Here is a 15,425-nt window from a genome sequence, read left to right as displayed (position 1 = left end):
TCACGGGGACCTCGGACAGCGACTCGGCCCGCAAGATGGCCAGCACCACGGGGACGAGGTGCTCGGCGGCGTCGTACACGACGTAGCGAGGGAGCCACTCGGGCCCGTACTTCGCGTTGAATCGCCACAGCGTCTCGATCTGCAGGAAGCTCGACATCTTCTTGAGCGCCCATCGCTCCACCCGCTGGGTGGGTCCGTCTCCGCCCACGCCCTCGAGCACCGACCGCAACGCCGCGAAGTTGAGGCTGACGCCCTGGCAGCCGAGATTGCGAAGGTGCTCGATGGTGGACACGAGCGCGAAGTCGATCAGTCCGTTGGGGTGCTCGCCCCGGTCGCGCCGCATCAGGTCGAGCGAGTAGCCGCCGATACCCCGGGCCGGGACGAACTGGCACATGGCGGCGGGACAGCCGTCGGGCCCCGTCACCATGCACAGGATGAGGTTCTCGTCGCGGGGATCGAAGATGCGGCCGAGGACCATCGAGAAGCCCCGCTCGAACTCGCCCCGCCGGCCTTGGGACATGAGCCCTTCGAGCTGCCCCGCCGTCTGGCGGTCGAGGTGGCCGGGGTCGTGGAACGACACGGTGTACCCGTACTTGGCGATGCGGTTGTAGGCCTGGCGCAGCCCTTTCATGTGCCCGCCCGCCAACGAGAATTCCTGCACGTCGACCACCGCTTCGTCGCCGATGTAGATGTCGTGCATCCCGGTGGCCCGGTAGATGGGAAGCCAGTGCTCGCTCGCTCCCATCACGGTGACGACCCAGCCCCTGTCGTCGGCGAAGCGCCGGAACGCCCCCCACACCTGTTCCTGCTCGGCCGTGGGCCCGATGGGATCGGGTGACACCAGGCAGATGCCGCTGTAGATGGCGTAGGCGACGAGCGAGTCCCGGTGGAAGAACCACTGCTTGTCGCTACGCAGCGCGAAGTAGTCCAGCGTGCCCGCCCCGTGGCGGCGCACGATGTCGCGGGCGCGGGCCTCGGCCGCCTTGCCCGCCGACCGGCGCCGGTCGACCAGTGGACGGGTGGCCAGCAGGACGGCCACCAGGGCCAGGCTGACGCCGATGGCGAGCAGGCTGGGCGACAGGAAGTCGTCGAGCCGGTCGGGGAGGCGCACGCCCCGGATCCCGACGAGGCGTTCCAGCACCGCCTGGCCGGCGCGCCACAGCGGGATGCGGGGCCGGTCGTGGTCGAAATGCAGCGTGATCTCCACGAGCACCGTCGTGACGGCGGTGATGCCGACGACCCCACCGACGAGGGCGATCAGCGCCGAGCGCAAGGCCGGGCGGTCGGAGGCCGCGGGGAACTGGCGCCGGTTGACGACCAGGAACCCGAGGACCGCCAGGGCGAAGAGCGACTCCTCGACGTCGCCGCCGCGGGCGAGGTGCAGGACCAGGCTGATGGCGAGGGCCCACACGGCGATCACGAAGGCGCGCCGTTGGCCTCGGCGCACGCCGCGCGCCAGCGCCAGGAGGCCGATGCCCACGAGCGCCACCAGCGCGCCGGCGGCCTGGCTGGCACCGAAGGGGAGCAGTTGCAGCACGAGATGGAGCCGGCCCCGCAGCGGGGGGGTGACGGCGGTCAGGAGATCGGCCACCCCGGCGACGGCGATCGACGCGGCTGCCCAGCGCCGGACGCGCCGGGACCGGCTGCGCACGGCCCCCAGGTCCGGAGCCGGCGGCCACGAGGCCCCGTGGGGGTAGGCGGCGACCACGGAGGGCACGGTGTCGTGGACCTGGCGGTCTCGAGCCGCCACGCGCTCGAGGAGCGTGGCGCCGGGCAGCTCCGAGCGGGTGAGCAGGAGCCGGGCGTGCAGCTCGGCACCGGTCTCGAGCTCCACCCAGGACAGCTGCCGGCAGGCGAGGAACACCGGGAGCATGCCGAGGCGCCCGTGGTGCTCTTCGACGACCTCCCCGGAGGCACCGGCACTGGCGAAGAACCCCGGTCCGAGGTGCGTGAGCTCGGCCTGCAGCGTCGCCCCGGTGACCAGCCCCGCGTACCCGTGGCCGCACAACGACCGCGCCGCGTCGCGCCCCTCGTCGTTGGCGGTCGCGCCGGCGGCCGACAGGGAGTCGTCGAAGAGCCGGTGGAGCTCGCCTCCCCCCAGCGTCCGCCACGCCTTGCGGGCGACCCAGCCCAGCGCCACGGCCAGGATCACGAGCTCGGCCACGCACACCAGGGCGGCGAAGAACAGGCGGGCGAACCATCCGGCTTCGTGGGCCCGCCGGATGGCGCGCGACGGCGCCGGATGGCCGAAGACGAGATGGTCGAGTGCCGTGTACACGAAGGGGATCCGCAGGGCGATGGCCACCGCGAACGGCACGAGCAGCCACCACGCGAAGCGGGCGAAGCGGCGGTACAGCAGGCGTGACGTGAGAAAACGCGGCGTGCTGGCGGGGTCCGCCAGGCGGTCGAGCCCCTCCTGCCATTCGGCCGCGGGGTCGGGCACCAAGGTGAGCGTGGCGCGTCGCGGCGCCGGGCCGCTGCGCACCGCCGGGGTTCCAGGGACCGCCGCCGGGTCGGCACCCGCCGCCGGGTCGGCACCCGCCGGGGCGGGGCCGCCCGTGAGCCCGGTGTCGACCCGCACGACGCGCGTCCCGGCCGCCGTCTCGAGCCGGAGCTCGGCGGCGGCGGCCACCTCGAGCCCGAGGTCTTCCACCACGCCCCGGGCCTCGGCGCCGACGGCGGGATCACCGGCGCCGGGAAGGCACACCACCCGGCGATCGTCACCGGCGGCGAACGTCTCGAGGGCCCGGGTCAGTCGGGGATGGGCATCGAATGCCTGGCGGGCCTCGGCGGCAGGGTCGCGCCCGTCGCCGTCCGGGGCGGTGCCGAGTTCCAGCAGGTTGCCGGCGATCACCACCAGGCCCGGGCCCTCCCAGGTGTCGAGCGCCCGGGCCAGGCCCGTCGCCGCCCATGCCGTCGCCGCCGTGGACGCCGGCGCCAGCCCGAGATTGGCGGCCACCAGGACACGGCGGCCGACGCCCACCGGGATGGCCATGGTGTCGGTGCCCGGCTGCGGAGGTCCGGGCACGCGGGAGGGGGCCTCGGAGGCGCCGTCGGCCATTTCCTTCCCATCTTGACAGGCCCTGCCGAGATCGACGGTCGCCGCCGGCCGTCGACGTGCCGGGGACGGCCGGTTCGCCGACCGCTTGGGTAGGCTCGCCCCGCCGGCCGCCGCGCCACGCGTCGCCGAGCCCACACCGGGAGGGGATCGCCAGCCATGTCGGACGCCGGCCGGGCCGCCATCGACGACTTCTACCTCGAGGAACGGCAGTTCCCGCCCCCAGACGGGTTCGCCGCCCAGGCGGTCGTGCCCGACCGGTCGATCTTCGAGCACGCCGAGCAGGACGTCGAGGCGTTCTGGGCCGAGCAGGCGCGCAGCCTGGACTGGTTCGACGAGTGGCACACGGTGCTCGAGTGGGACCTTCCCTTCGCCCGGTGGTTCGTGGGTGGGACGCTGAACGTGTCGGTCAACTGCCTGGACCGCCACGTCGCCGCCGGCAACGGCGGGCGCGTGGCGTTCCACTGGGAGGGGGAGCCGGGCGACACCCGCACCATCACCTATGCGGAGTTGCTGGCGGATGTCGAGCGGTTCGCCAACGTGCTGAAGGGCCTCGGCGTCCGCCGGGGCGACCGGGTGGCCGTCTACATGCCCATGATCCCCGAGCTGCCGGTGGCCATGCTGGCCTGCACGCGCATCGGGGCTGCCCACTCGGTCGTGTTCGGCGGGTTCTCGCCCGACGCGCTCCGGGACCGCATCAACGACGCCGAGGCCAAGGTGCTCGTGACGGCGGACGGCGGATGGCGCCGCGGCAGCGTGGTCAGGCTGAAGGAGAACGCCGACGTCGCGGTAGCCGACCCGACCTCGATCGAGCACGTCGTGGTGGCCCGGCGCACCGGCGACGCCGGCGGTCCCACGCCCATGGCCGAGGGCCGCGACCACTGGTGGGACGAGCTCATGGGGGCTGCCGGGGCATCGTGCCCGCCGGAACACATGGACGCCGAGGACCTGCTCTACCTCCTGTACACGTCGGGCACCACGGCCAAGCCCAAGGGGATCATGCACACGACGGGCGGCTATCTGACCCAGGTGGCGTTCACCCATCGCGCCGTCTTCGACCTGCACCCCGAACGTGACGTCTACTGGTGCGCGGCCGACATCGGCTGGGTCACTGGCCACAGTTACATCGTCTACGGCCCCCTGGCCAACGGGGCCACGAGCGTGATGTACGAGGGGACCCCCGACTTCCCCGACAAAGACCGGTGGTGGGACGTCATCGAGCGCTACGGGGTCACGATCCTGTACTGCGCGCCGACCGCCATCCGCACCTTCATGAAGTGGGGCACGGAGTTCCCCGAGCGCCACGACATGTCCACGCTGCGGGTGCTCGGTTCCGTGGGCGAGCCCATCAACCCCGAGGCCTGGGTCTGGTACTGGCGCCACATCGGCGGCGGCCGCTGCCCGGTGGTCGACACCTGGTGGCAGACCGAGACCGGCGCCATCATGATCTCGCCGCTGCCCGCGGTGACGACGTGCAAGCCGGGCTCGGCCACCTTCGCGCTCCCGGGCATCGGGGCCGAGGTCGTCGACGACGCCGGGGTCGCAGTCGGGCGCGGCGGGGGCTATCTGACCTTGACGCGCCCCTGGCCCGCCATGCTGCGCGGGCTGTACGGGGACCCCGAGCGCTACAAGCAGACCTACTGGAGCCGCTTCGAGGGCCGGTACTTCGCCGGGGACGGCGCCAAGATCGACGACGACGGCTACATGTGGCTGCTGGGCCGGGTCGACGACGTCATGAACGTGTCCGGGCACCGCATCTCGACCGCGGAGGTGGAGTCCTCCCTCGTCAACCACCCGTCGGTGGCCGAGGCCGCCGTCGTGGGCGCGAAGGACGACACCACGGGGCAGGCGATCATCGCCTTCGTGACCTTGAAGTCCGGCCAGGAGCAGACGGGCGAGCGCGGCGAGGAGCTGCGTGCCCACGTCGCCGGGCACATCGGCCCCATCGCCCGGCCGAGGACCGTGATCTTCACCGACGAGCTGCCGAAGACGCGCTCCGGCAAGATCATGCGGCGCCTGCTGCGCGATGTCGCCGAAGGTCGCGACCTGGGCGACACGACGACGCTCGCCGACCAGCGGGTCGTCGACGAGATCCGTCGCCTGTCGACGGCCCAGCCGGGCGAGGACTGAGCCCGGGCCGCTCGACACGTGGACGCGGACGCGGCCGGCGGTGCACCGGCGCTGACACCGACGACGCCACCGAACTGGTGCTGGCGGGTCTCGCGCCCCGAGCCCGGTCCTACGGTGGTGTTCGACCTCGACGGGGTGCTGTCGGACGCGGCCGGCCGGCAGCACTTCCTGGAATGGGGGCGCCGGGACTGGGACGCCTTCTTCGACGCCTGCGGCGACGACCCGCTGGTCGGCGAGGTGGCCCGCCTGCTCGAGCTCCTCGATCCCGGCCTGCGCATCGTCCTGCTCACCGGGCGCCCCCTGCGCGTCCAGCCGCAGACCCTCGCCTGGCTGGCCCACTACCGACTGCGCTGGGACGTGCTCGTGATGCGCGACCGCGGCGACTACTCCCAGGTGTCGAGGTTCAAGCGCGCCGCGGTGGCCGAGATCAGGGCGCACGGCCTCGATCCCCGGCTCGCGTTCGAGGACGACCCGCGCAACCGCGACATGTTCCACGCCGAGGGCATCCCCTGCATCTACATCCATTCCGGCTACTACGAATGAGGTCCGATGGCGCATCCCCGCACCTTCCGGTTCGCCGCCCAGCTCTCCAAGGCGCCCGACGGCACGGCGCGCTCCTGGGCCGAGCAGGCCCGCAGGGCCGAGGACCTCGGGTATTCGTCGCTGCTCATGCCCGACCACTTCGGCGACCAGTTGGCGCCCGTGCCGGCGCTGATGGCGGCCGCTGACGCCACGTCGACGTTGCGGCTGGGCGCGCTCGTCTTCGACAACGACTACCGGCACCCGCTCGTGCTGGCGAAGGAGGCCGCCACCCTCGACCTGCTGTCCGACGGTCGCCTCGAGCTGGGGCTCGGCGCGGGATGGATGCGGACGGATTACGAGGAGTCGGGCATCGCCTACGACCCGCCCGCCACCCGCGTCGACCGCTTCGCCGAGGGCGTCGCCGTCGTCGCGGGCCTCCTCGAGTCGGACGGGCCGTTCTCGTTCACCGGCGAGCACTACACGATCACCGAGCACACCCTGCTCCCGCGGCCCGCGCAGCGCCCACGGCCCCCGCTGATCCTGGGTGGCGGCGGCCGGCGCGTGCTCACCATCGCGGGGAAGTGGGCCGACATCGTGAGCATCAACGTCGACCTGCGGGCGGGCACGGGGGGCGTGGAGTCGGCGCCGAACGCCGCGCCCGAGGCCACGCGCCGCAAGGTCGCCTGGGTGAAGGAGGCCGCCGGGGAGCGCTTCGACGACATCGAGCTCAATTGTCTGATCGGGTTCGCCCTGATCACCGACGACCGCCAGAAGGTCGTCGACGCCATGGCGCCGACGTTCGGGATCGACCCCGGCGACGCGCTGCACGTGCCCCTGGCGCTGATCGGCACCCTGGACCAGATGGCCGAGGAGCTCCGGTGGCGGCGCCGGGAATACGGCATGTCGTACTTCTCGATCGAGGCCGACTGCTGGGAGGCGTTGGCGCCGCTGGTGTCACGCCTGGCCGGCACCTGACCGCACGGCAGCCGGGACGGCGGGCCTGATGGGTCGTTCGGCCCTGGTCGGCCGGCAGGAATGGATAGACACTCGTGAATGTGACCTCCCTGGGCGAGGCGTCGACGAGATCTGTGCCACAGGGCCCGGTCCTCGGTCGGCTCTCCGTGCTCGACCGGTTCCTGCCCGTGTGGATCGCGGCGGCGATGGCGGGGGGAATCGCACTCGGTCGGCTCCTGCCCCACCTCGACACGTGGCTCGGGACGGCGAAACTCGCCGGCACCAGCCTGCCGATCGCCATAGGCCTGCTCGTGATGATGTACCCCGTGCTCGCCAAGGTCCGCTACCGCGAGTTGAGCCGGGTCACCTCCAACCGTCGACTCATGGTGCCGTCGCTCGTCCTGAACTGGCTGGTCGGGCCTGCCCTCATGTTCGCCCTGGCCTGGTCCATGCTCCCCGACCTGCCCGCCTATCGCACCGGCCTCATCATCGTCGGGCTCGCCCGTTGCATCGCGATGGTGTTCATCTGGAACGACCTCGCCGGGGGTGACCGAGAAGCTGCCGCGGTCCTCGTGGCTCTGAACTCCCTCTTCCAGATCGTCGCCTTCGCCGCCCTCGCCTATTTCTACCTGCACGTGCTCCCGAGTTGGCTCGGGCTGTCCACCGCCGCCGTTCACGTCTCGGTCTGGGCGGTCGCCAAGAGCGTTCTCATCTTCCTCGGTGTCCCCCTCGCCGCCGGGTGGGCGAGCCGCAGCCTCGGAGAGCACTTCCGGGGCCGGGACTGGTACGAGCAGCGCTTCATCCCCCGCGTCGCGCCGGTCGCCCTGTACGGCTTGCTGTTCACGGTCGTCCTGCTCTTCGCCCTGCAAGGCGACGCGATCAGCCGGCACCCCGGCGACGTGGCCCGTATCGCCTTGCCGTTACTGGCGTACTTCACACTGATGTGGGCCGGGTCGTTCGCCCTTGGCTATCGGATGCACCTTTCCTACCCCGCCACGGCCACCTTGGCCTTCACCGCCGCCAGCAACAACTTCGAGCTGGCCATCGCGGTGGCGATCGGGGTCTTCGGGGTGACCAGCGGGCAGGCCCTTGCGGGTGTCGTCGGGCCGCTCATCGAGGTCCCGGCGCTGGTGGGTCTGGTCTACGTCGCGCTGTGGGCGAAGCGCCGCTTCTACCGGGCCGAGGAGGTCGTCTCATGAACTGCTTCGACTGTGCCTCGCAGAGCCACTCCACCCAGGCGGTCGCGGTGTGCGCCGATTGTGGTGCGGCGCTCTGCCATGACCACGCTCGTGTCTCACCTCACTGGCTCACTCGTACCGCAGTGATCAACCGCACGGTGAACGTCGAGCCTCCGGCACGCATGATCCGCTGCAGTGTGTGCCAGACAGCTCACGACGCCGTGCCCGCCACGCATGTCGGGGCGACAGGATGAGAACGGCAAGCCCGACAGGGACTCGGTGAGCCCGGTGCTGAGCAGCAGGCGAGCCAGGCCGCGCCGACCATGGTTCGACGCATCTCCGTCGGGACGAGGAGGTCGAAATGGCCGAACAGGGTGACGACGAGGTCCGAACGGCGGTGCGCGAGCACTATGCCGAGGCGGCGCGAGCGGTCGGGACGTCGTGTTGCGGCCCGACCGGCACCACCGCCGGTCTCATCGGCCGCACGTTGTATGGGCAGGACGACGCCGACGCGTTGCCCGATGCCGCTCTGGCGGCGTCTCTCGGCTGTGGGAACCCCACGCTGCTCGCCGAGCTGCATCCGGGCGAGGTGGTCCTCGATCTCGGCTCCGGTGGGGGGATCGACGTGCTCCTGTCGGCTCGACGGGTCGCTCCGACCGGAAAGGCGTATGGCCTGGACATGACGCCCGAGATGTTGGCCCTCGCCCGGAGCAACCAGGCGGAGGCCGGTGTGACCAACGCCGAGTTCCTTCAGGGCACCATCGAAGCCGTTCCGTTGCCCGACGCGTCGGTGGATGTGATCATCTCCAACTGCGTCGTGAACCTGTCCACCGACAAACCCGCCGTGTTCCGCGAGGCGTTCCGAGTACTCAAACCGGGTGGGCGATTGGCCATTTCCGACATCGTCTTGCGCCGAGCCCTGCCCGAACCCGTGCACCACGTCATGGGCCTCTGGACCGGCTGCGTCGCCGGAGCGCTGCTCGACACCGACTACCGCGAGAGGCTGGAGGAAGCCGGCTTCGCGCAGGTCGAGGTCGAACCTACCCACGTCTTCGACATTGCCGACATTGCCCGCATGGCCGATGACCTGTCCGCCTCCGTGGAGGTCCCGGAGACTCTCGACGTGGAGGCGACCGTGGCCGAGTTGGGCGGGGCCGTGATGAGCGCCTTCGTCCGAGCACGCAAGCCGACCCGGTAACGCCGCGGGGGATCCACAACATGGCGCCGGTGGCTGAGCCACGCCCGGGCTATAAAGAGGGATCCGGCGCCGTACGGAGACGACGCCTCCTCGAAGGAGATGGTATGCCGAAGATGATCATCACCCACAGCGTCGTCGACGTGGACGCATGGCTGCAGTTCAAGGCTGAGCGGGCCGACGCCATCCGTGGCATGGGAGGCGCCAACGCGGTGGACCACGTGGCGCATGACGCAAGCAACGCCGTCGCCATTTCCGCCGACGTGGACGATGTGGAGGGTGTCATGGCGGCCCTCTCCTCACCGCCCGCTGAACTGGGGTCCGCCATGGAAAGGCACGGAGTCCTGCCCCCGATCACGGTCTACATCGAGAAGTAGTCCGTCCCCGGTGGGGCCGACCGGGCCTCGGTGAGGGGATGAGACATCGACCCTCACCGAAGCCGCTGCTGTGCGCTCGGGGGGAGGCGCTCAGTGGTCGGTCGTCGTGCGAGCGTCGCACCTGTCCGCGAGCAGCAAAAGAGCCGAAGGCCCGCGCATGTGCCAACGTGCACCGGCTAGTTGAACGTGACGAAGGGTGAGTCTGTCGTCGACACGGAGGTCACGGCAGTGCCGTCCGACCGCGCCTTCCGGCATGGAACGGGCAGAACCAGCACCGGCACTCGGGAGCGGGTCAGGACCTCACGGACCACAGCCCCGTGGCCGCCCTCGATGTTCCCGCTGGAGGTGAGAACGATGAGCTCGCTCCCGGTGGCGTCGGCGACCTCGATCACGGCATCTCCCGGGTTTCCCGACCTTCCCTGAAAGGTCCGTCGCTCACCCGGGCAGTAGCGGGCCAGGAACTCGCGCCCCCATTCGGGGATGTCTCGCACGGGGTGATCCAGCATCGCCGGCCTGACCCCGTCGAAAGTGAGCAGCACGGTGATCTCACGTTCGACGTCGGGTCGCAGCTCCCGCTCGAGCTCGAAGAACCCGGCTGAGGCCTCGGCACTCCCGTCGAGAGGCACGAGGAGACGTCGGGGGGCGTCGGCGGTCGGACGACGGAGATCCGGGGGGACGAAGACGACCGTCTTGGACGCCCCGGCCAACACTCGACGCGCCACGCTGCCGGCGGGGCGCGGGCCGCCCCGGAAGGCCCTGGTCCCGACCACGGCGCCGACCACCGTCGGATCGTCCATGGCACCCAGGATGGTCTCGGCCACCGCGCCCCGGGCTACCCGGAGAGGAACACCAGCGGCCCCGGCGGCCCCGGCGGCGATTCTCGCGCTGTGGTGCCCTCCTGCGACGTGGAGCACCTCCACCGTCGCCCCGACGAGGTGAGCCGTCCCCAGGGCAGTCATCAGCACGTCATGGGCGGCGGGGGTGTCGTCGAGGGCGGCGAGCAGGACCCGTCGGTCTTCGCCGGTCACGGCGTGCGTCGGGCGGGGAGAGGCGCATCGTGATGATCGTGCCCCGCCGATGGGCGCGTGTCGCCGGGGAGGAGCCCGACATGCAGGTGCGAGCGCACTTCGGCCACGCCCGGCACCCGCCGAGTCGCCTCGACGAGGGTGCCCACCTGGTCCTCGGAGGCGACGTCCCCGTGCAAGAGCACGTCGTGACCCTCGGCCATCACGTGGAGGTGGGGGATGTCGAGGCGGTGCTCGAGAGGACCCAGTGATGAGCGGACGCGGTCCGCCAGCAGGGGCCCTTCCGCGGTGGGGTCCGGGTGGCGGCCGGCGAGGCGGTAGCGGAAGCCCTCGAGCTGGCCGCTCTGGTACCGGGCCCACCGGGTGACAGCACGAGCCAGTCTCCGAGAGACACGGCGGCCGGCCACCGTCTCGAGAAGCATCACTCCGGCGGCCAGGACCCCCGCCGCCACCAGCCCGATGACACGATTACGGGTCATGGCCTCGACCTCCGTTCGGCTGGTCTCCCCATGCAATCGTGAGCCGCGGCCCGTCGGGGATCCAGTGCCGAAGGTCACTGTGATCCGCAGATGGCCATGACCCCCCGGGACACCGGTGCCGGGTGCGAGGTCAGTCGTGCCGGCGGTCAGCACTCCGGGCGCCACCGGTATCGGTTCGCCTGGCTCCAGCGGCACTGTCCGGACGAGCGCAGAGAGCTGTCACGCCGGACTCAGGTATTGCTCCTCGTACGCGCCCGCAAGATCGCAGAGCGCACGGTTTCCGTCCCCGGCATAGGAGGAACCGTGCATGAGCGCGAGGTTTCGGGGAGACAGCTCGCCCAACCGACGCATCACTGTCGCTGTGTCAGGTGCCAGGCACGAGGCCCGAAAGACAGCCTCGGCCTCCATGGCCGGCGCCACGACGTCGTCGGAGGTGACGGCGGGCCCGTTGCCGAGGGCAGTGAACAAGTCGCCACAGAAGAGCGTTGCGGTTGTCTCCTCGAAGAGAACGCGCGCATCCCATCCGTGCGGCACGTGGGGCGTGTCGACGTGTCGAACCACCTTGCCCCCGAGATCGAGGATCTCCCCGTCAGCCAATGCGCGAGGCGGTCGGTCGGCCAGGTCGTTCAGCGACACCATGCAGCCGACGACGCCGTGCGCAACCTCGGCGTCAGGGGCAGCTGCCAGCCACTGATTCATCGAGCCGCACTCGTCAGCCTCTACATGCCCGAAGGTGATCCAGCGAAGTTGGTGGACCGGGAGCACACTGGCAACCGCGTCAGAGACCAGCGGGAACATCGCCCGGGGACCGGTGTGGAAGAGGAGGGGCTGTTCGGCCCGAATGAGAAACTGGTTGAAGGTGAAGCCGGCGGGTGGAGCGATCTCGGCGACCCACGTCGAGATCCTGAAGATACCGTCAGCGAGTTCATCGACCTTGGTCTGCATCGCGATTCCCTTTCGCTGAGGCAGAGGCCAAGCTACTCGCTTGGGTCATGGCGCCCACTATCGGGTAGTGGGTCAGTTTGACTCGCCGGCCCCGTTGACGCCGGGGGCCTGACCCGTAGGCTGGTGGTATGCCCAAGCGGTCAAGTAAGCCTGCCGACGTGAACCGCCGAGCGGCGGCCGTGGTGGCCCAGGCGACCTCTGAGGAGCCTGTGGACCCTTACGAGGGCAAGAACCCGGCAGCCGTGGAGCTGAGCCGCAGAGGTGGGCGGAAGGGTGGCAAGGCCAGGGCTGAGAAGCTGACGCCCGAGCAGCGTTCGGAGATCGCCAAGAAGGCCGCCGCCGCTCGGTGGGGGATCAAGGACTAGCGCAGCGAGAGTTGGGACTCGTCCTCTCCAGGGAGCACGTACCGAGTCCCACGGCGGCTACCGACTTGCACCAGTCGTCCTTGCCGGACGAGGTCATTGAGTAGGCGGATCGATTCGGTTCGACCAAGGCCCGTGTGCTTTCGGACCAGAGCGTTGGTGACTGGCATGTTCTGCGCTAGTTCCTCAATCAGATCGGCTAGCTGTTCCGGGCTAAGGCGAAGGCCCGCTGGGGGCGCAAGGTCACCCGCCAGGCGATACACCGCTCCTCCCTTGGTTCCAGATTGAGTCAGGAAGTCGCGGTCCCTCAACCGCTGGAGCAAGCTCCATGCGTCCACGGAATCAACGTTGAGAATGTCCCTAACAAATGAATTGGTTAGGGATTCATTTCGAGCAGCATGTACGAGGAGTACCCGTTCTTGAGGAGACACCTCGCCCCGCTGTTCCAGCTCCAATAGCCAGGCTCGTTCAACGGGGGCAACCGAGCTTCCGATCAGCAGATCCACGGTTACAGCTGTGCCGCTGTCCTCAAAGATGGGTTTCTGGAGCATGTTGGCGAGCATGTCATCCTCCATTAGATCGACACCTCGCCCTGCGTCCTCGGCAAGTCGAAATCGCCGAAGAGTGTCGATTGTGGCGAGATTGCGAGCTGCCTGTTGCTCGCGGATGTTGCTGACCGTGACGGGCTCAGGAAGGCCGCCGGGGGAGATAATCACAACCTTGTCGGGCCGGATCTCGATGCGGACCGCCGTACCGGTGCTCTCGTAGTCTCGATGAGCCACGGCGTTCGCGATTGCCTCACGAAGAACGGAACGTGGGATTCGATCGAGTTCGTATCGGCGTAAGCCAAGCACAACCAGCTCGGCGCCGAGCTCATTCATAACCTGGTTCGTGGCGTCCTCGACCTGCACGTTGAGGGGCCCGCGAATCGCCGTGCGTTTGTCGTAATCACGGGCTCCCTCAGGAAAGCGGTAGATCTCGATATACGACTTGCCGAGGACCGACGAGGGATCGTCTAGGAGGTATAGGGCGCCGGCGACTGTGAGCCCAACCTCGCGGTTCCGTTCCGCGAGGCCGTGTTCGACCAAGCGATCAGTCCGTCCTTCCAACCCCCATCCCCATGCCGCGGCGAGACGATCAAGGAGCGTCGTATCCACCTCGTCGAGGGTGACATCGGTCTTGGTCACCTCAAACCGGTTCAGGCGACGCTCCGCCATAAACGCACCCAACTCTGCGCCGAAGAGTCGGATATTCGATGCACCGCGCCGCAGGAGCACCGCCCCGTCCGTATCCTGAGCAAATCCTTCTCGGCGACGATCAACCGCGAGGAACGTCACCGACTTCTCCCCGACCGGTATTGAACGAATGTCGTAGCGGCCGGCCTGGTGAACATCAGAGATGAGACGATGGATCTTGGCTATCGCATCACCCGTGAGGGTGTGGCCATGGATCTGTCCGTCATCGGATACCCCGATGACGATGACGCCACCGTCGGCATTGGAGAATGCCGTGACTGTCTCGCGGAGGGTGTCAATGCCGAGTCCTTGCTTGAACTCGATGTAGTCCCCTTCGCCGGGGAACATCTCGGCGAACTCGTCGTCGGAGAGGACCATCGGCGTGGGGTCGGTGCTTGACCAGTGGAACGGGGGATATGTCATACTTCTCCTGGCCGGATCGGCATAGATAGAAGTATGACATATTTGTGGAATCGAGGTTGACGTTCGCACAAGACTCAAGCATAATGGTCAGTATGAACAGGCTTTCCACGGAGCGCAGGGGACAGGTGGTCGCCTGCCTGGTGGAGGGCATGAGCATCCGGTCCACGGTCCGGGTCACCGGAGCGGCCAAGAACACGATCACCAAGCTCCTCCTGGACCTGGGCGAGGCGTGTTCGGAGTACCAGGACGGGGCCTTCCAGAAGCTCCCCATCAAGCGGGTCCGGTGCGACGAGATCTGGTCCTTCGTGGGGGCCAAGGAAGCCCACGTCATGGAGCACCACCCCGACGACTACGGGGACGTGTGGACCTGGACCGCCATCGACGCCGACACGAAGCTCGTCCCGAGCTGGCTGGTGGGCGAGCGCACCGGCCGCGACTGCTACTACTTCCTGTCCGACCTGCGCTCCCGGCTGGCCCCAGGCCGAATCCAGCTCACCACGGACGGCCTCGGGTCCTACCTCCAGTGCGTGGAGCCCCTGTTCGGGGCCGACCGGGTCGACTTCGCCCAGCTCGTCAAGATGTACGAATCCAGCCAGGTCGAGACCCGCTACTCGCCGGCGAAGTGCACCGGCATCGACAAGCGGACGATCACCGGTCGACCCGACCCCAAGCACATCTCGACCAGCTACGTGGAGCGCCAGAACCTCACAATGCGGATGGGGATGCGACGGTTCACCAGGCTCACCAACGCCTTCTCCAAGAAGGTCGAGAACCACGCGGCTGCCATGAGCCTCCACTTCGCCTGGTACAACCTCGGCCGGACCCACCAGACGCTCTCCAAGAAGGCCGGGCGCCCCACCACCCCCGCCATGGCGGCCGGTGTCGAGACTCACCCATGGTCAACCTTTCAGATCGCCGCTCTGCTTGACTGATCGGGTGAATCGCCCGTCCCCCCAGGCCGCGGTGAGCGACCAATGACGGCGGTCGTGTGGGTCTTCGTTGCGATTCTCAGCCTCGGCTTTTCGATTCTCACGTACTGGGCGGTGTGGCGGATTTTGCGTCAGGGAGGGGGTTGGAGAGCCTTCTTCGCCCAGCAGCGCACTGCCTCCCGATCAACCAAAGAGAGGCACGGCCGGGACAGTTCCCCAAACTGACCCACTACCCACTATCGCCAGGACCGTGCAGGTGGGTGCGACGCCCGCCCTGGGGCGGTGAGGTCGACGGCAGCGCCCGGCCACCGGTGGCGCCGCCAACGCCGCCGGCCACCGGTGGCGGGCCGCGTGGCGAAGACGCTCCCACCTCCGAGCAGGAGCCCAGCGACCTTCCGGGCGTCGACGCCGTGGGACCCTGTCGTCCGGGCCACGACGGCGCCGAAGAGCGGGACGGTGGCGATCACCGCCGTCACCGAGCTCGACACGTGCCGCTCCGCCCGGAACAGCACGAACCACGGCACGCCCATCTCCACCACGGTGAAGAGCACCAGGGGCCGCCAGCGGCGCAGGACCGGCACGAGGGTGCCCCGGTCGGCGGCGAACGGGACCC

Annotated in this window: 13 protein-coding genes and 1 pseudogene; 8 read left to right on the top strand and 6 right to left on the bottom strand. The window is 69.3% G+C overall.

All coding sequences use genetic code 11. From position 1 onward, the window contains the following. Positions 1-3,061: phosphatidylglycerol lysyltransferase domain-containing protein (locus VMV22_05990; protein HUY21872.1), on the bottom strand; the 3,061-nt coding region annotated here is incomplete at its 3' end. A 156-nt stretch (positions 3,062-3,217) separates the two neighbouring features. Between VMV22_05990 and acs the strand changes: the two genes are divergently transcribed. The 6 genes from acs (at position 3,218) to VMV22_05960 (ending at position 9,414) form a co-directional block, all read left to right on the top strand. Then, a complete protein-coding gene (gene acs, locus VMV22_05985) occupies positions 3,218-5,188 on the top strand; it encodes an acetate--CoA ligase (GenBank protein HUY21871.1) in 1,971 nt (656 codons plus the stop codon). 18 nt (positions 5,189-5,206) lie between these two features. Next, the gene (locus tag VMV22_05980; GenBank protein HUY21870.1) at positions 5,207-5,731 is read left to right on the top strand and encodes a hypothetical protein; all 525 of its coding nucleotides are present in this window, start codon (positions 5,207-5,209) and stop codon (positions 5,729-5,731) included. A gap of 6 nt (positions 5,732-5,737) precedes the next feature. Then, on the top strand, positions 5,738-6,685 hold the full coding sequence (locus VMV22_05975; GenBank protein HUY21869.1) for a TIGR03621 family F420-dependent LLM class oxidoreductase: 948 nt from the start codon (positions 5,738-5,740) through the stop codon (positions 6,683-6,685). Positions 6,686-6,765: 80 nt separating this feature from the next. Then, entirely contained in the window at positions 6,766-7,863 is a 1,098-nt protein-coding gene (gene arsB / locus VMV22_05970) for an ACR3 family arsenite efflux transporter (GenBank protein HUY21868.1), read from the top strand. Between the two features lie 340 nt (positions 7,864-8,203). Beyond that, positions 8,204-9,040: an arsenite methyltransferase gene (gene arsM, locus VMV22_05965; protein ID HUY21867.1), complete on the top strand. Its 837-nt coding sequence runs from the start codon at positions 8,204-8,206 to the stop codon at positions 9,038-9,040. 104 nt (positions 9,041-9,144) lie between these two features. Next, the gene (locus tag VMV22_05960) at positions 9,145-9,414 is read left to right on the top strand and encodes a hypothetical protein (GenBank protein HUY21866.1); all 270 of its coding nucleotides are present in this window, start codon (positions 9,145-9,147) and stop codon (positions 9,412-9,414) included. A gap of 176 nt (positions 9,415-9,590) precedes the next feature. Here VMV22_05960 and VMV22_05955 read toward each other — a convergent pair whose 3' ends face one another. The 3 genes from VMV22_05955 to VMV22_05945 all read right to left on the bottom strand — a co-directional run bounded on the left by VMV22_05955 (position 9,591) and on the right by VMV22_05945 (position 11,863). Beyond that, complete coding sequence (locus VMV22_05955; GenBank protein ID HUY21865.1) at positions 9,591-10,442, bottom strand: universal stress protein; 852 nt, start codon at positions 10,440-10,442, stop codon at positions 9,591-9,593. Beyond that, positions 10,439-10,918, bottom strand: a complete 480-nt coding sequence (locus tag VMV22_05950; protein ID HUY21864.1) for a BON domain-containing protein — start codon at positions 10,916-10,918, stop codon at positions 10,439-10,441. Before VMV22_05950 ends, VMV22_05955 begins: the two co-directional genes overlap by 4 nt. A 219-nt stretch (positions 10,919-11,137) precedes the next feature. Further along, positions 11,138-11,863: an MBL fold metallo-hydrolase gene (locus VMV22_05945; GenBank protein HUY21863.1), complete on the bottom strand. Its 726-nt coding sequence runs from the start codon at positions 11,861-11,863 to the stop codon at positions 11,138-11,140. Positions 11,864-12,072: 209 nt separating this feature from the next. On the opposite strand from VMV22_05945, the gene VMV22_05940 reads away from it, so the two are divergent. Continuing rightward, on the top strand, positions 12,073-12,228 hold the full coding sequence (locus VMV22_05940; protein HUY21862.1) for a hypothetical protein: 156 nt from the start codon (positions 12,073-12,075) through the stop codon (positions 12,226-12,228). Here VMV22_05940 and VMV22_05935 read toward each other — a convergent pair. Then, positions 12,225-13,838 (bottom strand): ATP-binding protein, encoded by a 1,614-nt coding sequence (locus VMV22_05935; protein ID HUY21861.1) that lies wholly within the window; start codon positions 13,836-13,838, stop codon positions 12,225-12,227. The two genes, VMV22_05940 and VMV22_05935, sit on opposite strands and share 4 nt — an antisense overlap. A 137-nt stretch (positions 13,839-13,975) precedes the next feature. Here VMV22_05935 and VMV22_05930 point away from each other — a divergent pair. Beyond that, positions 13,976-14,767: pseudogene (locus VMV22_05930) on the top strand (IS1 family transposase). A 281-nt stretch (positions 14,768-15,048) separates the two neighbouring features. On the opposite strand, the gene VMV22_05925 reads toward VMV22_05930, so the two are convergent. After that, positions 15,049-15,393 carry a hypothetical protein gene (locus VMV22_05925; GenBank protein HUY21860.1) on the bottom strand — a complete coding sequence of 115 codons (345 nt, stop codon included), beginning with the start codon at positions 15,391-15,393 and terminating at the stop codon, positions 15,049-15,051. Positions 15,394-15,425: the final 32 nt, after the last annotated feature.

Source organism: Acidimicrobiales bacterium (assembly GCA_035531755.1).
Lineage (GTDB): Bacteria > Actinomycetota > Acidimicrobiia > Acidimicrobiales > UBA8190 > DATKSK01.
The sequence above is the reverse complement of the archived record's forward strand: the minus strand, read 5'-3'. Positions and strand labels throughout refer to the sequence as shown.